A 23,669-nucleotide genomic window follows, 5' to 3' on the forward strand; every position below is an offset into this window, starting at 1 on the left:
AAGAAGCAGACGCCCGCTCAGCCCAGCAAATCAACCGCCGGCTGCGCCTGCTCTTCCCGCCCAAGCGCTCCGGCAATACTCACCAGCCGCTCGCGCAGCGAGCCGGCATCCGGCGCGCAAATCGTCGCGTGACCCACCTTCCGGCCGACGCGCGCTTCCTTGCCGTAGTCGTGCCAGTGACCGTCGACCGCTTCCAGCACCGGACGCGCATCGGGCATGTCGCCGATCCAGTTGAACATCGCCGCGCAGCCGCGCGCTCCCGTATCGCCCAGCGGCATGCCGAGTACGGCGCGAATGTGATTTTCGAACTGGCTGGTATGCGCGCCTTCGATGGTCCAGTGCCCCGAGTTATGCACTCGCGGCGCCATTTCGTTGCCCAGCAGCTCGCCGTTGCGGACGAAAAGCTCCAGCGCGAAAACGCCAACGTAATTCAGGCGCTCGGCCAGCGTCCGCGCATGAGCGGTCGCGGCTTCGTGCAGCGCGTCGGACGTATCCGGCGCCGGTGCCAGGCTAAGCGACAGCACGCCGTCGGTATGCCAGTTGCGCGTCAGCGGCCAGATGCGGAATTCGCCATGGCGGCCACGCACCGCCACGACGGAAAGCTCCCGCTCGAACGGCACGAACGCTTCCAGAATCAGCCCATGGGCCGCCGCGGGCGCGCCCAGCGCTTCCCATGCGGCATCGGCGTCCGCCGCCGAACGCAGCCGGAACTGCCCTTTGCCGTCATAGCCCAGGCGTCGCGTCTTCAGAATGGCCGGCGCACCGACCACAGCCAGGGCGCGGTCAAGGTCTTCGCGGGTATCCACCGGCATGAATTCCGGCGTATTCAGGCCGCATTCGCGGAAAAGCGTCTTTTCGGCAAGACGGTCCTGCGCGATAGCCAACGCCTGCGGCGCCGGGAATACGCCGACCTGGCTGGCCAATCGCTCGGCCGTCTCGGCCGGCACGTTCTCGAAATCGAAGGTCACGACGTCGACCTGCGAGGCGAAGTCAGCCAGCGCGGCATCGTCGTTCCAGTCGGCGACCAGCAACTGGGTCACCTGACCGGCGCAAGCATCCGCCGAGCTGTCGACGACCAGCGTACGCACCCCGAGCGGCGCGGCGGCGATGCTGAGCATACGGGCCAGCTGGCCGCCGCCCAGAATGCCCACTACGGGAAGGCGGCGGGTCACTTGCGCGGGTCCGGGTTGTCCAGCACGGTCTGGGTCTGTTCGTCGCGGAACGCGTCGAGCGCGGCGGCAACCGCGGGATCGTGCAGGGCGAGTACCGAGGCCGCCATCAGGGCGGCGTTGATCGCGCCAGCCCGGCCGATAGCCAGCGTACCTACGGGCACGCCCGCCGGCATCTGGGCGATCGACAGCAGGGAATCCATGCCGTTCAGCGCCTTGGACTGCACCGGCACGCCGAAAACCGGAAGACGGGTCTTGGCCGAGATCATGCCCGGGAGGTGGGCTGCCCCGCCCGCGCCGGCGATGATGACCTGGATTCCCCGGCCGATCGCGGTGTCCGCGTAGTCGAAGAGCAGGTCCGGCGTCCGGTGCGCCGAGACGACGCGAACCTCGTGCACGATGCCCAGCCGGGTCAGGGTGGCGGAGGCATGCTCCATCGTTTCCCAGTCCGAACGCGAACCCATTACCACGCCGACACGCGGTGCCGTCGCCTCGTCTGCTGCATTGGAAGTCATGGCCGGAGCACCCAAAAATCGCTATTGTAAGGACATTCCCGGCTACAGGCATGGGCTAGACAGCCCACCATATGGACAAGCGTCTCCTAGACATCCTCTGCTGCCCGGTCAGCAAGCGCCCTCTGCGCCCTTTGACGACCGCTGAACTCGAATCCCTCAACGCCGCCATTCGCGCCGATTCCGTCGATACGGTGGCGGGCGAACGTGTCGTCGAAGCCCTGGGCGAAGGTCTGGTAACCACCGACGTCAAAGTAATCTATCGTGTGGACGACGGCATTCCTGTCATGCTGCCCGAGCAGGGTATCGGCACCACCCAGCTCAATGGCTTTCCATCGGCCGCGGGTGTTGCACAGAATCCGTGACCGTGGTCACAACTGAAGTTCGAACTGCCCGGACAATGAGTTTCCGGGCGGGGGCCAAGCAAAATCCAGGGTGAGCGATGAGTAACGCCAGCGAGCCGTCCAACGTCGTTGACCTGAGCCAGCGGCTCGACCCGCGGAGCGAGCGCGTGGGCGCTCTCCTCGTCACCGTTCGCGGCATCGCCACCAAGCGGCTGCACGCGCTTGCCAGCAACATGTTCGAGAACATCGACGACGCCTTGTTCGACCTGGCCGAAAAAGCCGAGAACAATGCGGCCCAGACCCAGTTCTTCGACGGCATGCGCGAAGTTCGCAAAAAGCGGGCGATCGTCGAACGCACCTTCCTCGGCCAGGTCGCTCGCGACCTCGCCGATTTCTCCACCGGCCGCCTGCGCAGCACGGATGGCGAAGGCTCCTCGCGTCCGCCCGCGAACGTCGAACTCAGCCTCGTCGGCGAGAGCGAACTGGAAGAAACGCTGGCCATCACCAGCATGATCGGCAAGAACGAGTCGCGCCTGGCGCGCGCCCTTTTCGCCGTGAATCAGCGCCTGTCCGTCATCTGCGGCGGCAATCGCATGGACGACGCCACGAACCCGGTGGGTCCGGCATCGCTGGCCAACGCATTCAAGCAGGCCATGCGCGAGCTGACCGTCGAGGTCCGCGTCCGCCTCATCATCTACAAGCTCTTCGACCGTTATGTGCTTGCCGGTATCGACGAGCTCTACGACGACATCAATAACGAACTGGCGAACGCCGGTGTGTTGCCGCAGCTGCGGCACGAAGTGGCCGGCCGACGCACCGACGCGCCGACACCCAGCTCCGTTGCGTCCGGCGAAGCTCGCCCTGTCGCCGGTGCCAGTGCCGATCATGGCGCCCCCATTACCGACGCGGCCGCCGCCGAATTCATGCAGTCGCTGCATGCGCTGTTCATCGCGCGCCGCGGTGCGATGCACGATGGCCTCGTTGCCGCGGCCCCGGTACCGACGGGTCCGATGCCCAGTGCAGCGGAGCTGCTCGGCGCACTGACGCTGTTGCAAAGCCAGATCGCCAGCCTGCCGCTCGCGAGCGGGCCGATCGTGACGCAGGCCGACGTCTCCCGGGATGTTGCCCACCTGAAGGAACAACTGCTCACGCAGATCGGGCAGTTGCGCGGCCAGAGCTCCGCCCAGGTATCGGGCGTGGACGAGGACACCATCGATCTGGTGGGCATGCTCTTCGAGTTCATCCTCGAGGATCACAACCTGCCCGCCGAAATGCAGGTCCTGCTTGCACGTCTGCAGATCCCCTACCTCAAGGTCGCCCTGCTCGACCGGCGCATGTTCGCGCACAAGTCTCATCCGGCGCGGCAACTGCTCGATGCCCTGGCGGATGCCGCCAAGGGCTGGTCCACCGAATCCGATCGCGATGGGCGCCTGTTCGACAAGACGAAGTCCATCGTCGAACAGCTGCTGCACGACTTCGACGACGACGTCGACATCTTCAATCGTCTGGCCACCGAGCTTCAGGAATTCCTCGACGTCAGCCGCCGCCGTGCGGAACTGGCCGAACAGCGCGTCGCCGAATCCACCCGTGGCCGCGAGAAACTGGAGCAGGCGCGTCGCCGCGCCGCGCAGGAAATCGTCGGTCGCATTGGCGAAGAGTCGCTGCCGCCGCTGATCTACGGCGTGCTGACTCGCGCCTGGGCCAACTACATTGTCCTCACCCTGCTCCGCCAGGGCGAGGACTCCAACGAATTCCGCGAATCGCTGCGCTTTATCGCCGACTTCATCACCAGCGCACGCCCGGCTCACGATGCGGCCGACCGCCGCGAACTTCGCCTGATGCTACCCGGCATCGAGCGTTCGCTGCGCAAGGGACTCGCCAGCGTCGCGTTCCAGGACGCCGATACCGAACAGCTCCTCGGCCAGTTGCACGCCTTCTACCGGCAGCAGTTGGGCGAAACGGCGACCGATGCCGACTCCGAAACGATCATCGCCAGTGTCATGCCGCTGCCCGACGCCATTGCCGCCATCGACGTACCCGTCGTCGAGCCGGTCGAGGAAGACGAGGCCGACACACTGTCCGATGAAGCCTTCGACGAACGTTATCTCGCCCAGGCCCGCGAACTGAAGGTCGGTCAGTGGCTGGAATTCGTCGCCGAGGACGGTGCTGCCGAACGCGCCAAGCTTTCGTGGGTCAGCCCGATCAGCGGGCGCTATCTCTTCGTCAATCGCCGCGGCCTCAAGGTCGCGGACCACAGCCTTGCCGGCCTTGCCGCCGCCTTCGGCTCGGGCGCGGCACGGGTCCTCGACTCGTCGCTGCTCTTCGATCGCGCGATGGATGCCATCGTCGAACGTCTGCGCAAGCCCGAACCCGCTCCGGAATCGACTACCGAATGACCGTAAGCAATGTCTCCGCACTGGCGGACGCCCTGCCTTCCGCCGCGCAGATCCATGCCGACGTCGAGCGCGCCCTCGCCGAAGATATCGGTAGCGGCGACGCCACCGCCGACCTGCTGCCGGCCGATGGCCGCGCTACCGCCGTACTTACCTGCCGCGAAAACGCGGTGCTGGCCGGCACGGCTTGGTTCGATGCCTGCTTTCGTCAGCTGGACCCGTCCGTACGCATTACCTGGAACGCCGTCGATGGCGACCGCGTGCCTGCGGGGAGCCGCCTTTGCGAACTCCACGGACTGGCCCGTGCGCTGGTCACGGCCGAGCGCTCCGCCCTGAATTTCCTGCAACTGCTATCGGCGACGGCCACGGTGACGGCGCGTTACGTCGACGCCCTCGCCGGTACGCGCACCCGCATACTCGACACGCGCAAGACGCTGCCTGGCTTGCGTCTCGCACAGAAGTACGCCGTGCGCTGCGGCGGCGGCGTCAATCATCGCGTCGGCCTGTTCGATGCGATGCTGGTCAAGGAAAACCATATCGCCGCAGCGGGCGGCATCGCAGCCGCCGTGCGCATCGGCCGGCAGAAGCATCCCGGCCTGTTGCTGGAAGTGGAAGTCGAAAACCACGCGGAACTCGAAGAAGCGCTGGCCGCCGGCGTCGACCGCGTGATGCTGGACAACTTCACGCCGTCCCAGCTCATGGAGGCCGTGCGCTTCGTCGACGGACGCGTCTCGCTGGAGGTTTCCGGCAACGTGGAAATCGACACCATCCGCGCCATTGCCGACACGGGTGTCGATTTCATCTCCAGCGGCGCCCTGACCAAGCACGTCCGGGCCATCGATCTGTCGCTTCGACTCAGCATGGACGCTCAATAACGCGAGCTGTGCCCTTGCGACGCGTCGCCGGCGACCACACACTCGAGTCATGACTTCCTTCACCGATCTGTTCTGGCTACTGCTGCTCGGCGGCATCATCGGCGCGTGGATGAAACTCACCCGTGCCCGCGAGGTAGCCGCACGCGAGGCACAAGCGCTGTGTCAGCGCCACGGCCTGCAGTTGCTGGATCAGAGCGTCGGCCTGCGCGGCATCCGGCTACGGCGATTTGGCGACGGGCGTCGACTGGAACGCTGTTACGGCTTCGAAGTCAGCGGCGACGGGCAGACGCGCGAGGCTGCGCGGCTCTGGATGTCCCAGGGTGTCGTGACGGGCTTCAGCCTGCCCACGCGGGACGCCCGCGAGCTGGAATCGGTAGTGGCGACGCAGACGAGCCTCGGCGGGCCACAGGAGAGCAACGTGGTGTCGCTGGCCGACAGGCGCCAGACACGGCATTGAGACCGTAGATTCGAACGCCACAGATTTACAAGCGCGGTTCTTTTGCTCTCTGTGGGAGCGCGCCTGCGCGCGAAAGCCTACAGGGCGAGGACGCATCAGGCTCACATCGCGAGCTCACTATCTCAGTCGGAAATGCCACGTATGGCATCTACGCTCCGTAGGCTTTCGCGCGCAGGCGCGCTCCCACAGAGAGCTGGAGTAGAGCTGCGGCTAGAGCTAGAGAGCCGCGCCTCACCCGGAGACCGACGTAAGCCGGCTTGCCGGCTTACTTCACCACCCGCAAATGCGGCGCGCCGCGCTTCGGGCGATCGTCGTCGCCACCGGTCTGCGGCGGCTCGGCATCTTCGGAAGACTCCACGGCGCTGGCCGGAATCGGGTCCGCTTCGTCGGCCGGGAACATCATGCCCTGCCCGTTTTCCTGCGCATAGAGCGCGAGAACGGCCACGATGGGAATGCTGATGGACTGGCTGACGCCCGAGAAACGCGCCTGAAAACTTATGCGATCGTTGCCCAGGTCGAGGTTGGCCACCGCGCGCATGGCCAGATTCAGCACAACCTGCCCGTTCTTGATGACATGTGACGGCACCTTCACGCCCGGCTGCGCCGCATCGACCAGCACGTACGGGGTGAGGCCGTTATCGCTGATCCAGTCGTAGATGGCGCGCAGCAGGTAGGGGCGATTGGAGGTCATACCCGGGGTTTCGTTCGTATCCATGCTACCTGTCCTCGTCTTTCCCGCCGGTCGGTCGGGCGCACCCGTACCCCGGCAGGGCAAGGTTCTGGGACGAGAGTGTATGCGATACGCCGCACTGGGGCTACGAAAAGGGCCAGGGACGCCCTGAAAACAGCGTCCCTACAGGTCGCGCATCGTCCGCTCTTCGGCGGTCAGGCTGCGCGCGAAACCCTGGCTGTGGAACAACCTTTCGCCGTAATCCATGATGGGCTTGCCCTCTTTGCCCAGGTCGACCTTCAGCCATGGAAGCCGCCACACGACCGGCGCCACCAGGCAGTCGATCAGGCTCATTTCCGGGTTCAGGAAGAATTTCGACGCCTTGAACAACGGCAGCGCCATCAACAGGTGCTCACGCAGCCGCTTTCGGGCGGCGTCGGCCGGCTTGCCGCCCGCGCGGACGACATCGATCTCGGGCAGCCAGTCGCTTTCGATACGCAATGCCGCGATACGCAGGCGCGCCCGCGACAGGGGATCGATCGGCATCAGCGGCGGGTGCGGATAGCGCTCGTCGAGGTATTCACACACCACGGACGGGCCGTAGAGCGTGAGATCGCGATCCACCAGCGTCGGCAGCGTGCCATAGGGATTGAGGTCGAGCAGATCGGCCGGACGCTCGTCCGGAGTAACCACGATGCGATCGTAGGTAACGCCCTTAGCGGCGAGAACCAGACGCGTACGGTGACTCTGTACATCGTCTGCTGTGGTGTACAGCGCCAACACTGTACGCGAACGTGCGCTTTGAACCATGGCGTCGATCTCCCTCCCCAGCCGGCCGCACAAACGAAACGGGGCGGCATTGCGCCGCCCCGTGATCAATCAATGTACATCTTTCCAGTACTCATGCTTCAACAGATAAGCAAGGAAGGTAAAGCCCGCAAGGAAGAGCAGCACCCAGACGCCGATGGACTGGCGCTCCAGGGCCGCTGGCTCCGCGGCGTATTCGAGGAACGTCGTCAGGTCGCGTGTTGCTCCCCTGAACTGCTCCGGGGTCATGCGACCGGGCTGCGACAGCTCGAGCTTCTCGATCGAGGCGTCGTGACCGGGCGTGGCTTCGGAATGCACCGCGACCTGAATGCCCTGCAGTTCCCACAACGGGTTCGGCATGGATGCATTCGGGAACACCGTGTTGTTCCAGCCCACCGGCCGGGTCGGGTCCAGGTAGAACGAGTTGAGGTAGTTGTAGATCCAGTCCACGCCCTTGGCGCGAGCTTCCAGCGAAAGATCCGGCGGATCCTTGCCGAACCACGACTTCGCCGACTCGGCCGGCATATGCGAAATGACCGGCTCGCCGAACTTCGCGCCCGTGAAGTTGAGGTTGTTCATCACCTCGTCTTCGCTGAGGCCGAGGTCGCTGGCCATACGCGAATAGCGCACGTACTTCAGCGAATGGCAGCCCACGCAGTAGTTGAAGAACAACTTGGCGCCACGCTGCAGCGACGCTTTGTCGCTGACGTTGGTGCCGGCGGTCGGGAGTTCCGCGCCGCCTTCGTTGGCCAGAGCCGATACGGAGCCGACCAGGAGGCCGAACGCCAGGGCGATAGAGGAAAAATACCGCTTAGTCATGCGTCGTCACCCGTTCCGGAACCGGCTTCGTCTTTTCGAAACCGAAGTGCGTATACACCCACAGGAAGATAAAGAAGCCGAAGTAGCCCAGGACCATCAGGCGACCGAAGGCGTTCTCCCACGTTGTGACGTCGGCGCTCGGGAACCATTCCGGAATCAGTTCGGCCGTGACGCCCGCACCCACCATGCCCAAGGCAAGGAAGGAAACGACCAGCACACCGAGCGCGATACGGAAGCCCAGGCCGCGGTAACGCACCGAGCGCACTTCACCGCGGTCGAGCCACGGCAGCAGCGCCAGCAGCAGGATCGCGCCGAACATGCCCAGCACGCCCCAGATCGCCGTACCGAAATAGGACGGGATCATGCGCAGGATCGCGTAGAACGGCGTGAAGTACCACGACGGCTTGATGTGGCTTGGCGTAACGAGATTGTTCGCCGGCGTGAAGTTGTCGTGCTCGAGGAACCAGCCACCGAACGTCGGCGCGAAGAAGATGATGAACGCGGCGATCATCAGGAAGAAGCCGACGCCCACGAGATCCTTCACGGTGTAGTACGGGTGGAACGGGATGCCGTCGGCCGGCTTGTTCGCGTCCCAGCGATTGCCCTTCGGGCCATGCTTGACGTCGTTGCCGTCCGGGTTGTTCGAGCCCACTTCATGCAGCGCCGCGATGTGCAGCACCACCAGCAGAAGCAGCACGAGCGGCAGCGCGATGACGTGCAGTGCGAAGAAGCGGTTCAGCGTGGCATCGGCCGGCAGGAAGTCGCCCATGATCCATTCCACCAGCGCGTGGCCGATGTACGGGATGGTGCCGAACAGCGAGATGATGACCTTCGCGCCCCAGAAGGACATGTTGCCCCACGGCAGCACGTAGCCCATGAAGGCTTCCGCCATCAGGACCAGGAAGATCAACATGCCGAGGATCCACACGAGTTCGCGCGGACGCTTGAACGAGCCGTACATGATGCCGCGGAACATATGCAGGAACACGACGACGAAGAATAGCGACGCGCCCGTGGAGTGCATGTAGCGGATCAGCCAGCCCCATTCCACGTCACGCATGATGTACTCGACCGAGTTGAACGCTTCGAGCGCACTGGTCTTGTAATTCATCGTGAGGAAGATGCCGGTCACGATCTGGTTGACGAGAACCAGGATCGCCAGCGAACCGAAGTAGTACCAGAGGTTGAAGTTCTTCGGTGCGTAGTATTCGGTCATGTGCGCGCGGTACATGGGCATGAGGCCCGGTGCGCGCTCGGTGAACCAGTTGCCCAGACGGGCCATTGCCTTAGCCATCAGCCGGCCTCCTGCGGATCGACACCGATCTGGATGTGGGTGTCATCGACGAAGTGGTACGGCGGCACCGGCAGGTTCTTCGGCGCGGGAACGCCGCTGAACACACGGCCGGCCAGGTCGTAACGCGACTTGTGGCACGGGCAATAGAAACCGCCCTTCCAGTTGGCGTCGAACGGCTCCGGCTTGATGTCGGGCACGAAGTCGGGCACGCAACCCAGGTGGGTACACAGACCGATCACCACCAGCCACTCGGGCTTGAGGGAGCGGACTTCGTTCTGCGCGTACTTCGGCTGCTGGTCGGGGTCAGTCGACTTCGGGTCGAGGAGCCGGGGTTCGAGACCCGGCAGCTGGGCCAGCTGGTCCTTGGTACGGTTGACCACGAACACAGGCAGGCTGCGCCACGCGAAGGTCACCTTCTGGCCGGCCTCGATGGCACTGATGTCGACCGTGACTGGTGCACCCGCCGCCTTCGCCCGCGCACTGGGCTCCCACGACTTGATAAAAGGCACGACCGCCGCGACAACTCCCACACCACCAACCACTGCTGTGGTTGCTGTGAGGAAGCGACGGCGACCATGATCGACGACTTCGTTCGCCATCAGGCTCTCCGGAACTTATGCCATTGAGATGCGGAAGCACTCCCCTTCGCTTACCGCATGCGAATTCGGCTACCGCAAAAATCGCGTTAGTGTAGCGTCAGCCCCCGCGACGTACAATAAAACTGAACGTCACCCCCAGTCGACCGCGGCTCGTGCTGGCGCCGCGACTCGCGACCATGGACTCCAAAGCTTCCACGATGAATTACGCCGCCCGCACGCTAGCCTTCGTTGCCCGCTTCGTCGTCCTCGGACTGGCCGTCGCCTTCATCGTCGGACTTTTCTGGCCGGGCAGCGGCTCGATGCTTCGTTCGCACCTCGCTTCCGTACGCCCCCTGGCGGTGGCGCCCATGCCCGATGGCCCCGCGTCGTATGCCGACGCCGTGGCCAAGGCCGCGCCCTCGGTCGTCAACATCTATGCGAACAAAATGGTCACGGAGCAGCCGCGCGAGCTGTACTCCGACCCGGTCCTGCAACGCATCTTCAGCGTACCCACCGGCCCGGCACGTACGCGTCGCCAGCAGAACCTGGGCTCGGGCGTCATCGTCAAGGAGGATGGCTACGTCCTGACCAACAACCACGTCATCGCCAACGCCGACGATATCCAGGTTTTGCTCTATGACGGGCGCGTGGCCAAGGCGCAGGTGGTCGGATCGGACGAAGAAACCGATCTGGCGGTGCTGCGCGTCGATGCCGGCAACCTGCCGGCCATCCCTATGTCCGAGGAAGGCGTCAAGCCACGCGTGGGCGACGTCGTGCTCGCCATCGGCAATCCCTTCGGCATCGGCCAGACCGTAACCATGGGCATCGTCAGCGCCATTGGCCGGCAGCTGAACCTGTCGAGCCTGGAGAACTTCATCCAGACCGACGCGGCCATCAATTTCGGCAATTCGGGTGGCGCGCTGGTCAATGCGCACGGCGAACTGGTCGGGATCAATACGTCGCTGATCGGTCAGGCCGTTGGCGCGGAAGGTATCGGCTTCGCCATCCCGGTCAGCAGCGCCCGCGAAGTTCTCGACCAGATCGTGCAGACGGGCCATGTCGTCCGCGGATGGATCGGCGCCGACTATGGCGCCATCAGCATATCGGCGGACAGCGGCCTGCCTTCGGCGGCTCGAGGCGTCGTGGTCAACGAAGTGTCCCCGGGCGGCCCCGCCGCACGCGCCGGCATCCAGCCGCGCGACGTCCTGCTTAAGCTGGGAAGCGAAGACATCCTCGATGCGTCCGACCTGCGCCGCCACGAGGCCTCGCTGAAGCCGGGCACGGCCGTGGAGGTTTCCGGACTGCGCAATGGCGCTCATTTCACGGCCAGCATCACCCCGACCCAACGCCCGCCGACACCGATGCAGCCGCTGCGGAAGGTGCAGTAGAGCGGCACATCTCTGTGGGAGCGCGCCTGCGCGCGAAAGCCAACGGAGCGGCGATGCTGCGGGTGGCATCCGCAGCCCGTAGATCGGGCTCGCGGATGTGAGTATCCGGCTTCCTTGCCCTGTTGGCTTTCGCGCGCAGGCGCGCTCCCACAGAGAGCAGGACGTCCCCAAAATTGCCCTGTTCAGGCCCCGCGATCGGCCAACGGCACATTGCCGGTCGTCGGCTGCGAGGCCTTGATCGAATCGCCGTAGCGCTTGCGCAACTGCCCTACACGCTCGACGTAAACCCGGGTTTCGTCGTACGGCGGCACGCCGTTGTACTTCTGCACCGCCCCGGGTCCGGCGTTGTACGCTGCCGCTGCCAGCTTCTCGTTGCCGTTGAAGCTCTTCAGCAACAGCGCGAGATAACGCGCACCGCCGCGAATGTTCTGGCTGGCATCGAAGGCATCCATGACCCCCATATCCCGGGCAGTCCCCGGAATCAGCTGCATCAACCCCTGCGCGCCCTTGATCGACAGCGCACGCGGATTGAACGCGCTCTCGGCATGGATGATGGCCCGCAGCAGCGCCTCGTCCACGCCGAACTCGCCGCTGGCGGAATGGATGGCGTCGCCATAAGCCGTCAGATTCAGCGCGACGCTGTTCCAGTTGATCGGCGAGTGCAGGTCACAGGCCGCGCAGGTAGCGATATAGGTGAAGAGCATCGTGACCGCATGCCCCTTCACCCCACCCGGTTTGACGTTGGTGTATTCGACGCCGCCGTCCGCACGATCGACGCGGTAAACCGCGCCACGCAGGACCCGCGAGCCTTTCGCCGACAAGGATGCATCGGCCACGTCGGGCAACGGCGCCGCGCCGGCGGCGGATTCCTTGTAGTCCCACTGGCCTTTCCGCACGGGAGCCGCCGGTGCGGCCTCGGGCGTGTCGATCTTTGCGGTCGCCAGAACAGGTGTGGCAGCGGGAGCTTCGACGGAAGCCGTGACGCCGGTGAAACTCGCGACAATCGGAGTCTCGACGGAGGCCGTAACGCCGGCCAAACTTGCGACGGGCGCGGCAGCCATGGCAACCGGTTTTTTCGCGGGCCGGGCCGGGCCGGTACCGCCGATGCGCTTACAGTCCTTAAAACCGTCGACATGCCCGGTAAATACCGTTTCGCCGCTAGCTCCGGCGCAGCGATAGAGCGCCTCGGCCGAAACGGGCGCTGCCACGAGACCCGCCAGCAAGACACAGCCATACGCGGCCCTTATAAGGACCGTCGCGAGAATCGGGAAACAACGGGCATTGCGGCCGGCGCATTCCCCTGAGCGTGCGGCTTGGACCATGGGCGCGAGTGTGCCCGAGCCCCCTTCCCCTGCCAAGTGTTCCAGGTCGCAAAACAGAGCCCAAGTCATTGATTGGCCGAGGTGCCTGTGGTCAGCGTCCGGCAGCCGGCGTAAACTGCGCGGTTCGACGTGTCCCACGTATCCCGGTAAAAAAGCCCATGAGCGGCAAGCTTTTCATCAAGACCCACGGTTGCCAGATGAACGAGTACGACTCGGCCAAGATGGCCGACGTGCTCAAGGCGTCGCACGGCCTCGAACTCACGCAGGACGAGTCCGAAGCCGACGTCATCCTCATCAACACTTGCTCCATTCGCGAAAAGGCGCAGGAAAAGGTCTTCAGCCAGCTCGGTCGCTGGAAGGAACACAAGCGCGGCGGCAAGCCGGTGCTGATCGGCGTGGGCGGCTGCGTGGCGTCGCAGGAAGGCGAGTCCATCCTCAAGCGCGCGCCGTACGTGGACCTGGTGTTCGGCCCGCAGACGCTGCATCGCCTGCCCCAGATGATCGAAGCCAACCGTGCCAGCGGCAAGGCGCAGATCGATATCAGCTTTCCGGAAATCGAGAAGTTCGACCGTCTGCCCGAGCCGCGCGCCGAAGGCCCGACCGCTTTCGTCTCGATCATGGAAGGCTGCTCGAAGTACTGCTCGTACTGCGTCGTGCCTTATACGCGCGGCGAAGAACTCAGCCGTCCGTTCGACGACGTCATCGTGGAAGTGGCCCAGCTCGCCGAACAGGGCGTGCGCGAGGTCAACCTGCTGGGCCAGAACGTCAACGCGTATCGCGGCCCCATGCACGACGGCAGCATCGCCGACCTGGCCGTACTGATCCACGCCATCGCGCAGATCGACGGCATCGGCCGCATTCGCTTCACCACCTCGCATCCGCTGGAGTTCTCCGACTCGCTGATCGAGGCTTATGCCAACGTGCCTCAGCTGGCGAACTATCTGCACCTGCCCGTGCAGGCCGGATCGGACCGCATTCTTTCGGCGATGAAGCGCGGCTATACCGCGTTCGAATTCAAGCAGCGCATCCGCAAACTGCGCGCCGTGCGTCCGGACATCTGCGTCTCGTCCGACTTCATCGTGGGCTTCCCCGGCGAAACCGACGAGGATTTCGAAAAGACGATGAAGCTCATCGACGATGTCGGTTTCGACCAGAGCTTCTCTTTCATCTTCTCCTCGCGCCCCGGCACGCCGGCGGCGAATCTGCCCGACGAGACGACGGCCGAGGTCAAGCACGCACGACTGACGCGCCTGCAAGCCGCCATCAACGAGAACGCGCGCAAGATCAACGCAGCCATGGTCGGCACCGTGCAGCGCGTACTGGTCGAAAAACCCAGTCGCAAGGATCCGAACGAAATGACCGGGCGCACCGAAAACATGCGCTACGTGAATTTCCCGGGCCATGCACGCATGATCGGCCAGTTCGTGGACGTCGTGATTACCGAAGCGATGTCGAACTCGCTGCGCGGTCGCGTGCGGCTGGACGACGAGGTCATGGCGCAGGCTTCATGACCGACGCTACGGCGATTCGCGAAATCGGCGCGGACGAATTCGAACGCGCGTGGTCGATTTTTTCGACCATCATTGCCAGCGGCGACACGTATTCGTATCCACCGGACCTTAGCCTGGCGCAGGCACGAGACATGTGGACGACCGCACCGGCGCGCTGCTTCTTCGCCGAGCGCGGCGGCGACGTACTCGGCATCTACACCATCCGCCCCAACCAGATCGGCCTTGGCGATCATGTCGCCAACGGCAGTTACATGGTGTCGCCGGAAGCGCGCGGCATGGGCATCGCTTCGGCGATGTGCGAACACTCCCTGGAACAGGCGCGTCGCGCGGGCTTCACGGCGATGCAGTTCAACATCGTGGTCAGCACCAACCGCACCGCTGTGCGACTGTGGCAGAAACACGGCTTTACCATCGTGGGCACCGTGCCTGGCGCATTCCGCCACGCAACGCTGGGCCCGACCGACATCTATGTGATGCATCGATACCTATGACCACTAACGGCCTTTCGCAACGCGATTTCACTCTCGAGCCCGAAGACAACACCCGTCTGGCGAATCTCTGCGGCCCGTTCGACGAACACATCCGCCAGATCGAACTGCGCCTGGGTCTGGAAATCGATCATCGCGGCAACCTGTTCCGCGTCATCGCCGACGATGAAGCGGCCCGCGCCGGCGAGCGGGTCATCCGCGCGCTGTACGACGCCACGGAGAACGAAGCGCTGACCGGCGCCATCGTGAACCTGCATCTGGCCGAGTCCGGTATCGACGCACTGGTGGAGCAGGCCGCCGAATCCGCGCAGGACGTCTCGATCAAGGTGAAGCGCGGCGTGATCAAGGGCCGCGGCCCGAACCAGGCGCGCTACCTGCACGCCATCACCACGCACGACATCAACTTCGGCGTCGGCCCGGCCGGCACCGGCAAGACCTATCTGGCCGTCGCCAGTGCCGTCGAAGCGCTGGAAGCCAATCGCGTGCAGCGCGTGCTGCTGGTCCGCCCCGCGGTCGAAGCCGGCGAAAAGCTCGGCTTCCTGCCGGGCGATCTCAGCCAGAAAATCGATCCGTATCTGCGCCCGCTGTACGACGCGCTTTACGAAATGGTCGGCTTCGAAAAAGTCGCCAAGCTGATCGAGCGCAACGTCATCGAGATCGCGCCACTGGCCTATATGCGCGGCCGCACCCTCAACGACTCCTACGTCATCCTCGACGAGGCGCAGAACACCACCGTCGAGCAGATGAAGATGTTCCTGACTCGCATCGGCTTCGGCTCGGTCGCGGTGATCACGGGCGACGTCTCGCAGGTCGACCTGCCCCGGCATATTCGCTCGGGCCTGCGTCATGCCATCGAAGTACTGCGTGGCGTGGACGGCATCAGCTTCACCTTTTTCACCTCCCGCGACGTGGTCCGCCATCCGCTGGTCGCGAAGATCGTCCGCGCGTACGAAGCCTTCGAGCAGAGCGCCGAGGCGCAGAAGTGAGCGAGCCGGTCGTCGCCGTCGGCTACGCCGTTCCCCGCAAGGGCGTGCCCGCCCCCGCCAGCTTCCGCCGCTGGGTCGCGGCCGCCCTGACCGGCGCGCGTCGGCGCAAGCCGGCCGAGTTGGCCATCCGTATCGTGGACATCGAAGAAGGCCAGGCCCTCAACCTGCAATACCGGGGCCGGGACTACGCCACCAATGTGCTGTCCTTCCCCGCCGACCTGCCGCCGGGCCTCAACCTGCCGCTGATCGGCGACCTGGTCATCTGCGCCCCCGTCGTGGCCCGCGAAGCCGCCGAACAGGGCAAGCCCGAGGCCCACCACTGGGCGCACATGACCATCCATGGCGTACTGCACCTGCTCGGCCACGACCACATCGTGGAAGCCGAGGCCGAGAAAATGGAGGCGCTGGAAACACGCATCCTGGCAGGACTGGGTATCCCGGACCCCTACGAAGCCCCGTGATGAGCTAATGCTGCCAAGGTTTCCCGGCGCCTGTTCCGATGCCTTGCGGCAACGGCGGCGTGGCCTGATTTTTCAGGCGCTGCCATTCATGCCTTCGGCTTGCGGAACTTCAGTACGAACTGGTCCGTATGACCCCGAATTTCGGGAGCGAATACGAGCTGTTCGTGACTGTCCTTCGGGTTGCCGAGAAGGTCGCTGCGAGCCTCCAGAACAAAACCTGCCGCCTGTACCTGGGCGATGACCTTGGCCGGATCGATCCGGTGCAAGGTCTTTGCATCCTGCTCGCCCGAACCCGCCTTGGCGACGTGGTCGATCACCATATAGATGCCGCCGGGCTTCAACGCCTTGAATGCGGCGGCGTCCATTTTGGCTGTTTCTTCGGCACCGCTCGTGCCGGCAACGGCAAAGACGCTGACCGCGCCATAGACATCGTGGTAGTTCTGCGAGGTCCAGATGACGTCGAGCGGTTCGTCTCCGCCGATCCGATCGTAAGGGCGGATCACCAGTGTGGTGTTGCTGTATGCGGGATCGGCAATCAACGCCTTGATATCGTCGAGCTTCTTCGGAACAGCCTGGGCAAAGCTGTCCGGAAAGACAGCATAAACATGCCCCTTGGGTCCGACGACCTTGCTGAAGATGCGTGTGAAATAGCCGCCACCCGGGATCAGATCGGCCACCTTGTCGCCAGGCTTAATGCCCGCGAAGGCGATCAGTTCGGCCGGTTTGCGGTCCTGATCCCGCTTCGTATCGGCCGCCGGCCGCGCATGGTCCGCCACCGCCGCCAACACATAGGCCGGCGGCGCCTGCCCCTCAGCCAGCGCGAGCGTGGTGGTTCCAAGGAAGAGACAGCCAGCCAACAAAAGCTTGTTCATGATTGCGTTGCTCCGGAAGTGGGGGCGGGGTGGATTTGTCGTTGGCAGCGAAATCGCCTTACCCATTGGCGAGGGCTGATTGCGTATTTCAGTCGTTACAAAGTGACATGACCGTGTATTGGCGTTTGCTATTGCAAAGATGCCGGCAAAATCCTTGAGCGCCTCCTTTCGACGGCGCCGCAAGGCTTCCCGGACCTCCCATTTCGTCTATATCGCCCCAGAGAGCCCGCCTCCGCCCCACAGGGAGCCGATAAAGGCCCCCAAAGGTCGGACAATGGCTCCCCGCAACGGCGTCGCCGCCCCTTCGCCCCTGAACCGTCATCCAAATTCCGCTAGACTGGCCTCCCGCCCGGTTCCGGGCAGCGCATACAAGAGTAATGAACGAGGACCCTGGCAGTACCAGTGGCCCGACTCACCGTTCCTGGTGGGATCGACTGGGCCACATGTTTTCCGGCGAGCCACGCAACCGCGATGAACTGATCGAGGAACTGCGCGCCGCCCAGGCCAACGGCCTGCTTTCCAACGACACCCTGACCATGGTCGAGGGTGCGATCAAGGTGACCGAGCTCAGCGTCGACGATGTCATGGTGCCCCGGGCCCAGATCGTCATGCTTTCCGCCGACGCTCCCCTTTCCGACATCCTTCCCATCGTCGTCGAATCGGGCCACTCCCGCTTCCCCGTGCATGGCGACGACAAGGACGAAATCCTCGGCATCCTGCTTGCCAAGGACATCCTGAAGTACTTCGGCCAGAGCGAAGCCGGCGACGTCCGCGCCCTGCTCCGTCCGGCCGTGCTCATTCCCGAATCCATGCGCCTGAACGTGCTGCTGGCCGAGTTCCGGCTCACCCGCAACCACATGGCGCTGGTGGTCGACGAATACGGCGGCGTGGCTGGCCTGATCACGATCGAGGACGTTCTCGAACAGATCGTCGGCGAAATCGACGACGAGCACGACGACGAGGAAGAACCCATCCTGGTCCACACGCTGGACGACGGTGGCTTCGCCGTGAGCGCGCTCACGCCCATCGCCGACTTCAACGAACACGCTGGCGCCAGCTTCTCCGACGAGGAATTCGATACGGTAGGCGGCATGATCACCTCCGAATTCGGGCACCTGCCGGAAGCCGGCGAGGAAATCGCCGTGGGCGACTTCGTATTCCGCGTCACCGAAGCCGACGACCGCCGCGTGCAGCAGTTCCACGTGTCGCGCAAATCCAACGAGAGCTGAGCCACCGCCCGATGCGCCACTTCCTGATCGCCCTGTTGCTGCTGTGCCTTGTGCCGGCAGCCCGCGCCGGTATCGCCGACGCACCCGCCGCCCATCTGGAAGTGTCGCTGCTGACCTACGGGCCGGGCGCGATCTACTGGGAACGCTTCGGCCACGATGCCATCGAGCTGAAAGACACGGTCAGCGGCGAAGCCGTCGCGTTCAACTACGGCGTCTTCGACTTCGACGAATCGGGTTTCTTCGTCAACTTCGCGCGCGGCCGCATGAGCTACCGCATGGATGCGGAAAGCACCGAATCCGATGTGTCGTTCTATAGCGGCGAAGGGCGCAAGGTCACGCGTCAGCGCCTGAATCTGGACGATGCGCAGAAAACGAAACTGCGCCATTTCCTGTTCTGGAACATCCAGCCGGAAAACGCGCGCTACAACTACGACTACTACGCGGACAACTGCACCACGCGCGTCCGCGACGCATTGAATGATGCACTCGACGGCGCACTCGGTCCACCGCTGCACGAGCGTACGGGCGGCATGACGTATCGCGAGCAGACCGCCCGCCTGATGAGCAACGCCCCCGCGCTGATGCTGGCCATGGATCTCGGCCTTGGCCCCTACGCGGACCAGCCGATGAATGCGTGGAAAGAAAGCTTCCTGCCCATGGTGCTGGAAGACGAATTCCGCACGATCAAGCTACCGAACGGTCAGCCACTGGTGCAGGACGAACAGGTCCTGGCGCCCAACCGCCTCGATCCGCCGCCGGAGCAGGCGCCCGATCTGCGCTGGCCGCTGCTGCTCGCCGGCCTGCTGCTGGCCGTTCCGCTGATCCTTCCCGCCTTCACCCGCTCACGCGCCGCACGTATCGCCTTCGTCACGGCGGGCACGGTCTTCACCGTATTCACCGGCATCGCCGGTGTGGTGATGATCCTGCTATGGGCCGTCACCCTGCACCATTCGGCATGGGCCAATGCCAACCTGTTGCTGTACCAGCCGCTGGCCTTCCTGCTGCTGCCCGCGATCTGGCGCATGCGGCGTGTCGACGGCCGCGTGGGTTCGTTCGCGCGCCGCATCCTGCTGCTATCGGTCGCCGCAGCCGTCATCGCCTTGCTAGCGCACCTGATCCCGGGCTTCATCCAGCGCAACATGCCGTGGATCCTATTCGCCCTGCCCGGCTGGCTAGCGCTGTTCGTCTCGATGCGTCGCGAACCGGCCTGAACGGGTCTGCACGATACGATTGCCCTGTCACATGGGCAGCGTCATCATGCGCGTATGACCTATCCCAATGCGCTGTACGAAACCCAGCCTGCCACCGGCAACGGCATGGTCATCAACTGCGTCGCCTATAGCACCGGCGGTCGCCGCATCGGCGACATCAGCATCGACGACATCAGCGACGTACTGAAACAGCCCGACACCTTCGTCTGGATCGGCCTGCACGAACCCGACGAATCCCTGCTGCTGAAACTGCAGGAAGAATTCGACCTGCACGATCTGGCCATCGAAGATGCCCAGCACGCCCATCAGCGCACCAAGATCGAAGTCTACGGCGACTCGCTCTTCATCGTCGCGCAGACAGCCCAGGTCGTCGGCGGCAACATCGCCTTCGGTGAAACCCAGATCTTCGTCGGCCAACGCTACTTCGTCACCGTGCGCCACGGCGCGTCGCTGTCCTACGCACCCGCGCGCCGCAGCTGCGAACAATCGCCCGAACTGCTGGCCATGGGCCCGAGCTACGCGCTGTACGCCGTACTCGACTTCATCGTCGACAACTTCCTGCCCATCGTCCGCGACTTCAGGGAAGAACTGCACAAGCTGGAAAACGACATCTTCGCCGAGACATACAACCGGCAAACCATCAAACGCCTCTACGACATGCAGCGCGAACTGATGACCTTGCGTCTTGCCGTCGTACCGCTACAGGATATCGTCGCCCAGCTCGTCCGCCTGCACCCCCACCTCATCCACGACGAACTGCGCGCTTACTTCCGCGACATCTACGACCACGTCTTCCGCGTCAACGAATCCATCAACGCCATGCGCGAAATGATCGGCGCCGCCATCAGCGTCAATCTGGCGCTGGTGACCTTCGGTCAGAACGAAGTCATGAAAAAGCTTGCGGGCTGGGCCGCGATGCTCGCCGCACCGACGTTGATTACGAGCTGGTACGGCATGAACTTCGTGCACATGCCCGAGCTGGATAAGCCGTGGGCATATCCGGCGATTACATGTCTGGTGGCCTGCATTGTCGGCGGCATCTTCATGGCGCTGAAGCGGAATCGCTGGTTTTAGGCAATTCGGCGCATCGCCCTCCCTAACGCCGCATTCGCGGCGTCCCGCAAAAGCTCCCGGTGCATGCATGGCAAGGTTGACGAGACAACACCCGCCGGCACCGCCCTCCGACACGCCTAGCATCCAGCGGTGACGCCGCCCCAACACACACCTACAACCAAAGGTGTATTCCACGATGCCAACGATCAGCCTAGCGTTGAGCACATGCATAAAGGATGCGAAATAAACCGCGCATCAAAAGGTTGGGTCTATGCGCCTTGGCCTGGTAGCCAATCATCTGCATCACAGCCATCCGAAAGCGGCACTGTTTCGCTGGCTTCACCGCTGCGAAACAGGCATCCGCGAACTGAATCTTGGATTGCATACCGTCGGAGGCACGCACGACGCGATCGCCCGCGCCGGATGCCTGACCAACTACCCCGCACTACGTCGCTATCCCAGCGGCCATGAAGGCGGATTGGTAAAACTGGTAGCCGGCATAGTGGGAGCCGTCGCGTCCAACGAGGTACTGGACGGCGCGATCTATCTGGTCAATCCGGTCGATGGCTCGTCGCTCTTCCCCGAAGCACTCGCACTCAAACGCCAATGCATCGTTCACCAGAAACCCTTCCTCTCGACGGTAGCCTCAGCCTGCGACTGGGTGGAAATCGAGCGCATCCGCGCAGGCATGAAACCGGATGATGGCGCCGATCCGCTTCACGCCATGCCATCCCAAACGATAGCGATGATTGCCCACGATGCGATGAAAGCACCGATGATGGCCTTCGCCGACAAGCATTTCGACCTGCTATCCCGCTTCGCCTTCCGCGTCGCTACCGGCACTACCGGCAAGAGCCTCAATGAGTTGGCCCGGAAGCACGGTTGGCCAGAGGAAGCATCGTGGGTCACATGCTACGAGAGCGGCCCGATGGGTGGCGATGCACAGATCGCCAATCTCATATTCGAACGGCGCTGCCAACGCTTACTTTTTTTCGAAAACCCACACGTACCACACCAGCACGAGGCCGATATCCAGTTACTGGAACGTGCCGTGGCCGCCACGACCGACGATACGGTATGCATTACCTGCCCCGCCTCGGCCATCCGTTGGGCGGAGGCTGCCGAGCGACGTGCGAGGTTGCGTCCGTTACGGGTTGATTACGTCGCCGGCAAAGATTGAGTATCGGTTGTGGCAGGTATCCGGCTATAGAGTCAGAGTGATTTTTGACTCATCGTTTGGAGTCTGCGAGGACAAGTACCTCTAAAAAACATCTCTTCCCCTCCAATCGCATGGCGCCTCGCCCGATAAATCGCTACGCCTCAAACCCCTCACCGTCATTCCTGCGCAGGCAGGAATCCAGCGCGATGCATCCGGCTATCACACCAAAACAACATCGGCTCTTCGGGCACCATACGAACCACACACACGTCCGCATTGCGAACCCACCCAAACAACTCAGACTAATCTGAAAATCGCACCGAAATAACGAAACAGTATTGACCCACCACCCACACACACCGATCCTCACCACGTCGCCGCACAACGGCGACCGGGCAGAGCAGCCTGTGTTTCGCGGAAGGCGCGGAAAGGTGTCGTCTCAAACGATACTTTTCTGCGTCGCGTATCGTCACGCCGCTCCTTACGGCGGGCGTGTCGGGCAAGCTTCGGCTTGGCCGGGTTCCTTTCGCACCGGTACTGCTCTCTCGGCACGCCCGCCACCTCACGGTGGCGGGTCATCCCGAACTGAAAGGATGCAGACATGACAAGCGAAGAAACTACCGCCGCGCAAGCGAGCCACGAGGCAAGCACGACCATTCCCTGTCCGCTTTGTGCGGGCGCGCGTCGTATCGAGGCGTCCGACGTAGATCAAGCCATCGTCGACCGACTGGAAGCACTTCAGGGATTCAGCGATGTCGTCAGACAAGCCGCGCAGTTGATCGCTTCGACCGTGACCGAACTCGGGCTATTAAGCGCTACGCCCACGTTCGAAACGGCGCCACGTCGCGATCAATAGCGAAGCCCAAAATCGACAACGACAGAGCAATGAAACTAAAGTCCGCGCTGAAGACGGGATCAAGGAGGGGGTCCTACCAATCCCTTCCGGCTTAGCTCAAAAGACTCTTTTCTAACGAGCCCTGATGCTCAGCGAAGAATAATCCAGAGCACGGCTATAACGATGAGCACACCTGCCATGGATGCAAAAAAACTCACTACTCCACCTAGTACGTATTTTCTTGCTCTGATTCCTCGTTCGTTTAACAGTGATGGCGAGAAGATAACGTTCATAGGGTTCCATAGCGTACTTTTTGAGTACGCTTGTCTATCGTCGCGAAAGCTAAAAACCATTCGCATTGCGAAGAAAATTATCCACAAAATAGACAGCCCACCAACAATACACAGTGCGACAAAGACGTAAATGAGAAAATGAGAAAATATGTACAGGGCACAATCTCCAGTTAATGACACTTCGAGCCGAAGTGATCACTGAACCACCCTTCAGCATCCTGAAGTCCAAAATGTCCGCTTTGGGTCGTAGTCAAAGAAGCCCCAGCGAGCAACCCGAGCCCTAAACCGACCGAGCCACTGCCTGTCAGATTGGGATCAACAGCAACGCTACCGGTACATTGAAAGGTTCCACCACTTAGATTCGCATCTACAGTTTGACCGCTGAGATTGCTCGACGAGCCGGGAACATAGCCACCGCTTATGCCGACGCCAATATTGGCACCTATACCCCCTCCCACAGAACCGTAGACGCCTACATCGAAACCTCCAGCACCATAACTTACATAGAGACCGCCTCCGGCCGTGAATCCACCGCCGGCAATAGCGCTGACGTTCGCGCCAAGAGTCAAATTGGTCAGTTCGAGAGGGTCGATGCCAATTAGGGGGTTATTTATCACATACGCGTAGGTAGATTTTCCTCCGAACAAGCCCATTGGATCGCTCTGAACATACCGTCCCGACGCAGCCTCGTAGTCACGGTGGACGTTATATGCGAGGCCTGACTCCGCATCGAAGTACTGCCCGGGAAAGCGCAGATTGAGTGCGTAGGCATTGAGGGAGAGCGGTGCCGCTTCACAGAAAGAATCACTCGCGCAAGGCCATTGCCACTGTACTGCGCCTGTGACATTTGTGACCACGCGCGGAGAGCCGAGACCATCGGCACGTACATAGCTGACGGTAGCCAGCCGTGGTACCGCTGCGATTAGCTATAGGGTCAGAGTGA

24 protein-coding genes are annotated in these 23,669 nt (G+C 63.1%); 14 read left to right on the forward strand and 10 right to left on the reverse strand.

Features of this window, described 5'->3' with window-relative positions:
- Positions 1-17: 17 nt before the first annotated feature.
- Positions 18-1,118, reverse strand: coding sequence for a 5-(carboxyamino)imidazole ribonucleotide synthase (locus tag EC912_RS10450; RefSeq protein WP_243649236.1), 1,101 nt, complete (start codon positions 1,116-1,118; stop codon positions 18-20).
- Positions 1,119-1,168: 50 nt separating this feature from the next.
- On the reverse strand, positions 1,169-1,684 hold the full coding sequence (gene purE, locus EC912_RS10455) for a 5-(carboxyamino)imidazole ribonucleotide mutase (protein ID WP_132143654.1): 516 nt from the start codon (positions 1,682-1,684) through the stop codon (positions 1,169-1,171).
- 71 nt (positions 1,685-1,755) lie between these two features.
- Here purE and EC912_RS10460 point away from each other — a divergent pair, with 71 nt between their 5' ends.
- The 4 genes from EC912_RS10460 (at position 1,756) to EC912_RS10475 (ending at position 5,750) form a co-directional block, all read left to right on the forward strand.
- On the forward strand, positions 1,756-2,046 hold the full coding sequence (locus tag EC912_RS10460; RefSeq protein WP_132143656.1) for a Trm112 family protein: 291 nt from the start codon (positions 1,756-1,758) through the stop codon (positions 2,044-2,046).
- A 77-nt stretch (positions 2,047-2,123) separates the two neighbouring features.
- Positions 2,124-4,421: a DUF1631 domain-containing protein gene (locus EC912_RS10465; RefSeq protein ID WP_132143658.1), complete on the forward strand. Its 2,298-nt coding sequence runs from the start codon at positions 2,124-2,126 to the stop codon at positions 4,419-4,421.
- Complete coding sequence (gene nadC / locus EC912_RS10470; protein ID WP_132143660.1) at positions 4,418-5,293, forward strand: carboxylating nicotinate-nucleotide diphosphorylase; 876 nt, start codon at positions 4,418-4,420, stop codon at positions 5,291-5,293. The genes EC912_RS10465 and nadC overlap by 4 nt, the downstream gene beginning before the upstream one ends.
- A 49-nt stretch (positions 5,294-5,342) precedes the next feature.
- On the forward strand, positions 5,343-5,750 hold the full coding sequence (locus EC912_RS10475; protein WP_132143662.1) for a DUF3301 domain-containing protein: 408 nt from the start codon (positions 5,343-5,345) through the stop codon (positions 5,748-5,750).
- Between the two features lie 265 nt (positions 5,751-6,015).
- On the opposite strand, the gene EC912_RS10480 is transcribed toward EC912_RS10475, so the two are convergent.
- The 5 genes from EC912_RS10480 to petA all read right to left on the reverse strand — a co-directional run bounded on the left by EC912_RS10480 (position 6,016) and on the right by petA (position 9,939).
- Positions 6,016-6,441: a ClpXP protease specificity-enhancing factor gene (locus tag EC912_RS10480; RefSeq protein WP_132143879.1), complete on the reverse strand. Its 426-nt coding sequence runs from the start codon at positions 6,439-6,441 to the stop codon at positions 6,016-6,018.
- A 162-nt stretch (positions 6,442-6,603) separates the two neighbouring features.
- Positions 6,604-7,230 carry a glutathione S-transferase N-terminal domain-containing protein gene (locus EC912_RS10485; RefSeq protein ID WP_132143664.1) on the reverse strand — a complete coding sequence of 209 codons (627 nt, stop codon included), beginning with the start codon at positions 7,228-7,230 and terminating at the stop codon, positions 6,604-6,606.
- Positions 7,231-7,299: 69 nt separating this feature from the next.
- Entirely contained in the window at positions 7,300-8,046 is a 747-nt protein-coding gene (locus EC912_RS10490) for a cytochrome c1 (RefSeq protein WP_132143666.1), read from the reverse strand.
- Positions 8,039-9,340 (reverse strand): cytochrome b, encoded by a 1,302-nt coding sequence (locus EC912_RS10495; protein WP_132143668.1) that lies wholly within the window; start codon positions 9,338-9,340, stop codon positions 8,039-8,041. Before EC912_RS10495 ends, EC912_RS10490 begins: the two co-directional genes overlap by 8 nt.
- On the reverse strand, positions 9,340-9,939 hold the full coding sequence (gene petA / locus EC912_RS10500) for a ubiquinol-cytochrome c reductase iron-sulfur subunit (protein WP_132143670.1): 600 nt from the start codon (positions 9,937-9,939) through the stop codon (positions 9,340-9,342). The genes EC912_RS10495 and petA overlap by 1 nt, the downstream gene beginning before the upstream one ends.
- Positions 9,940-10,136: 197 nt before the next feature.
- Between petA and EC912_RS10505 the strand changes: the two genes are divergently transcribed.
- Entirely contained in the window at positions 10,137-11,306 is a 1,170-nt protein-coding gene (locus tag EC912_RS10505; protein ID WP_132143881.1) for a S1C family serine protease, read from the forward strand.
- Between the two features lie 182 nt (positions 11,307-11,488).
- Here the strand turns inward: EC912_RS10505 and EC912_RS10510 are convergent, their stop codons facing one another.
- Complete coding sequence (locus EC912_RS10510; RefSeq protein ID WP_243649222.1) at positions 11,489-12,514, reverse strand: lytic transglycosylase domain-containing protein; 1,026 nt, start codon at positions 12,512-12,514, stop codon at positions 11,489-11,491.
- 272 nt (positions 12,515-12,786) lie between these two features.
- Between EC912_RS10510 and miaB the strand changes: the two genes are divergently transcribed.
- Genes miaB through ybeY form a run of 4 tightly spaced genes read left to right on the forward strand, consistent with a single transcriptional unit; the run spans position 12,787 to position 16,074 of the window.
- Positions 12,787-14,139, forward strand: coding sequence for a tRNA (N6-isopentenyl adenosine(37)-C2)-methylthiotransferase MiaB (miaB, locus tag EC912_RS10515; RefSeq protein WP_132143672.1), 1,353 nt, complete (start codon positions 12,787-12,789; stop codon positions 14,137-14,139).
- Positions 14,136-14,630 (forward strand): GNAT family N-acetyltransferase, encoded by a 495-nt coding sequence (locus tag EC912_RS10520; protein ID WP_132143674.1) that lies wholly within the window; start codon positions 14,136-14,138, stop codon positions 14,628-14,630. Before miaB ends, EC912_RS10520 begins: the two co-directional genes overlap by 4 nt.
- Complete coding sequence (locus EC912_RS10525) at positions 14,627-15,613, forward strand: PhoH family protein (protein ID WP_132143676.1); 987 nt, start codon at positions 14,627-14,629, stop codon at positions 15,611-15,613. Before EC912_RS10520 ends, EC912_RS10525 begins: the two co-directional genes overlap by 4 nt.
- On the forward strand, positions 15,610-16,074 hold the full coding sequence (ybeY, locus tag EC912_RS10530; protein WP_132143678.1) for an rRNA maturation RNase YbeY: 465 nt from the start codon (positions 15,610-15,612) through the stop codon (positions 16,072-16,074). The genes EC912_RS10525 and ybeY overlap by 4 nt, the downstream gene beginning before the upstream one ends.
- 86 nt (positions 16,075-16,160) lie before the next feature.
- Here the strand turns inward: ybeY and EC912_RS10535 are convergent, their stop codons facing one another.
- Positions 16,161-16,946: a class I SAM-dependent methyltransferase gene (locus EC912_RS10535; RefSeq protein ID WP_207906815.1), complete on the reverse strand. Its 786-nt coding sequence runs from the start codon at positions 16,944-16,946 to the stop codon at positions 16,161-16,163.
- 377 nt (positions 16,947-17,323) lie between these two features.
- Here EC912_RS10535 and EC912_RS10540 point away from each other — a divergent pair, with 377 nt between their 5' ends.
- The 5 genes from EC912_RS10540 (at position 17,324) to EC912_RS10560 (ending at position 22,454) form a co-directional block, all read left to right on the forward strand.
- The gene (locus EC912_RS10540; protein WP_132143680.1) at positions 17,324-18,175 is read left to right on the forward strand and encodes an HlyC/CorC family transporter; all 852 of its coding nucleotides are present in this window, start codon (positions 17,324-17,326) and stop codon (positions 18,173-18,175) included.
- A gap of 11 nt (positions 18,176-18,186) precedes the next feature.
- On the forward strand, positions 18,187-19,386 hold the full coding sequence (locus EC912_RS10545; protein ID WP_132143682.1) for a DUF4105 domain-containing protein: 1,200 nt from the start codon (positions 18,187-18,189) through the stop codon (positions 19,384-19,386).
- Positions 19,387-19,440: 54 nt separating this feature from the next.
- Positions 19,441-20,460, forward strand: a complete 1,020-nt coding sequence (locus tag EC912_RS10550) for a magnesium and cobalt transport protein CorA (RefSeq protein WP_243649223.1) — start codon at positions 19,441-19,443, stop codon at positions 20,458-20,460.
- Between the two features lie 250 nt (positions 20,461-20,710).
- Positions 20,711-21,619: a methylglyoxal synthase gene (locus EC912_RS10555; RefSeq protein WP_132143684.1), complete on the forward strand. Its 909-nt coding sequence runs from the start codon at positions 20,711-20,713 to the stop codon at positions 21,617-21,619.
- 580 nt (positions 21,620-22,199) lie between these two features.
- Positions 22,200-22,454 (forward strand): hypothetical protein, encoded by a 255-nt coding sequence (locus tag EC912_RS10560; protein WP_132143686.1) that lies wholly within the window; start codon positions 22,200-22,202, stop codon positions 22,452-22,454.
- Positions 22,455-22,896: 442 nt separating this feature from the next.
- Here the strand turns inward: EC912_RS10560 and EC912_RS10565 are convergent, their stop codons facing one another.
- On the reverse strand, positions 22,897-23,583 hold the full coding sequence (locus EC912_RS10565; protein ID WP_165973566.1) for an RHS repeat-associated core domain-containing protein: 687 nt from the start codon (positions 23,581-23,583) through the stop codon (positions 22,897-22,899).
- Between the last annotated feature and the right edge of the window lie 86 nt (positions 23,584-23,669).

The organism is Luteibacter rhizovicinus (assembly GCF_004342265.1).
In the GTDB taxonomy this organism is placed as follows: domain Bacteria; phylum Pseudomonadota; class Gammaproteobacteria; order Xanthomonadales; family Rhodanobacteraceae; genus Luteibacter; species Luteibacter rhizovicinus_B.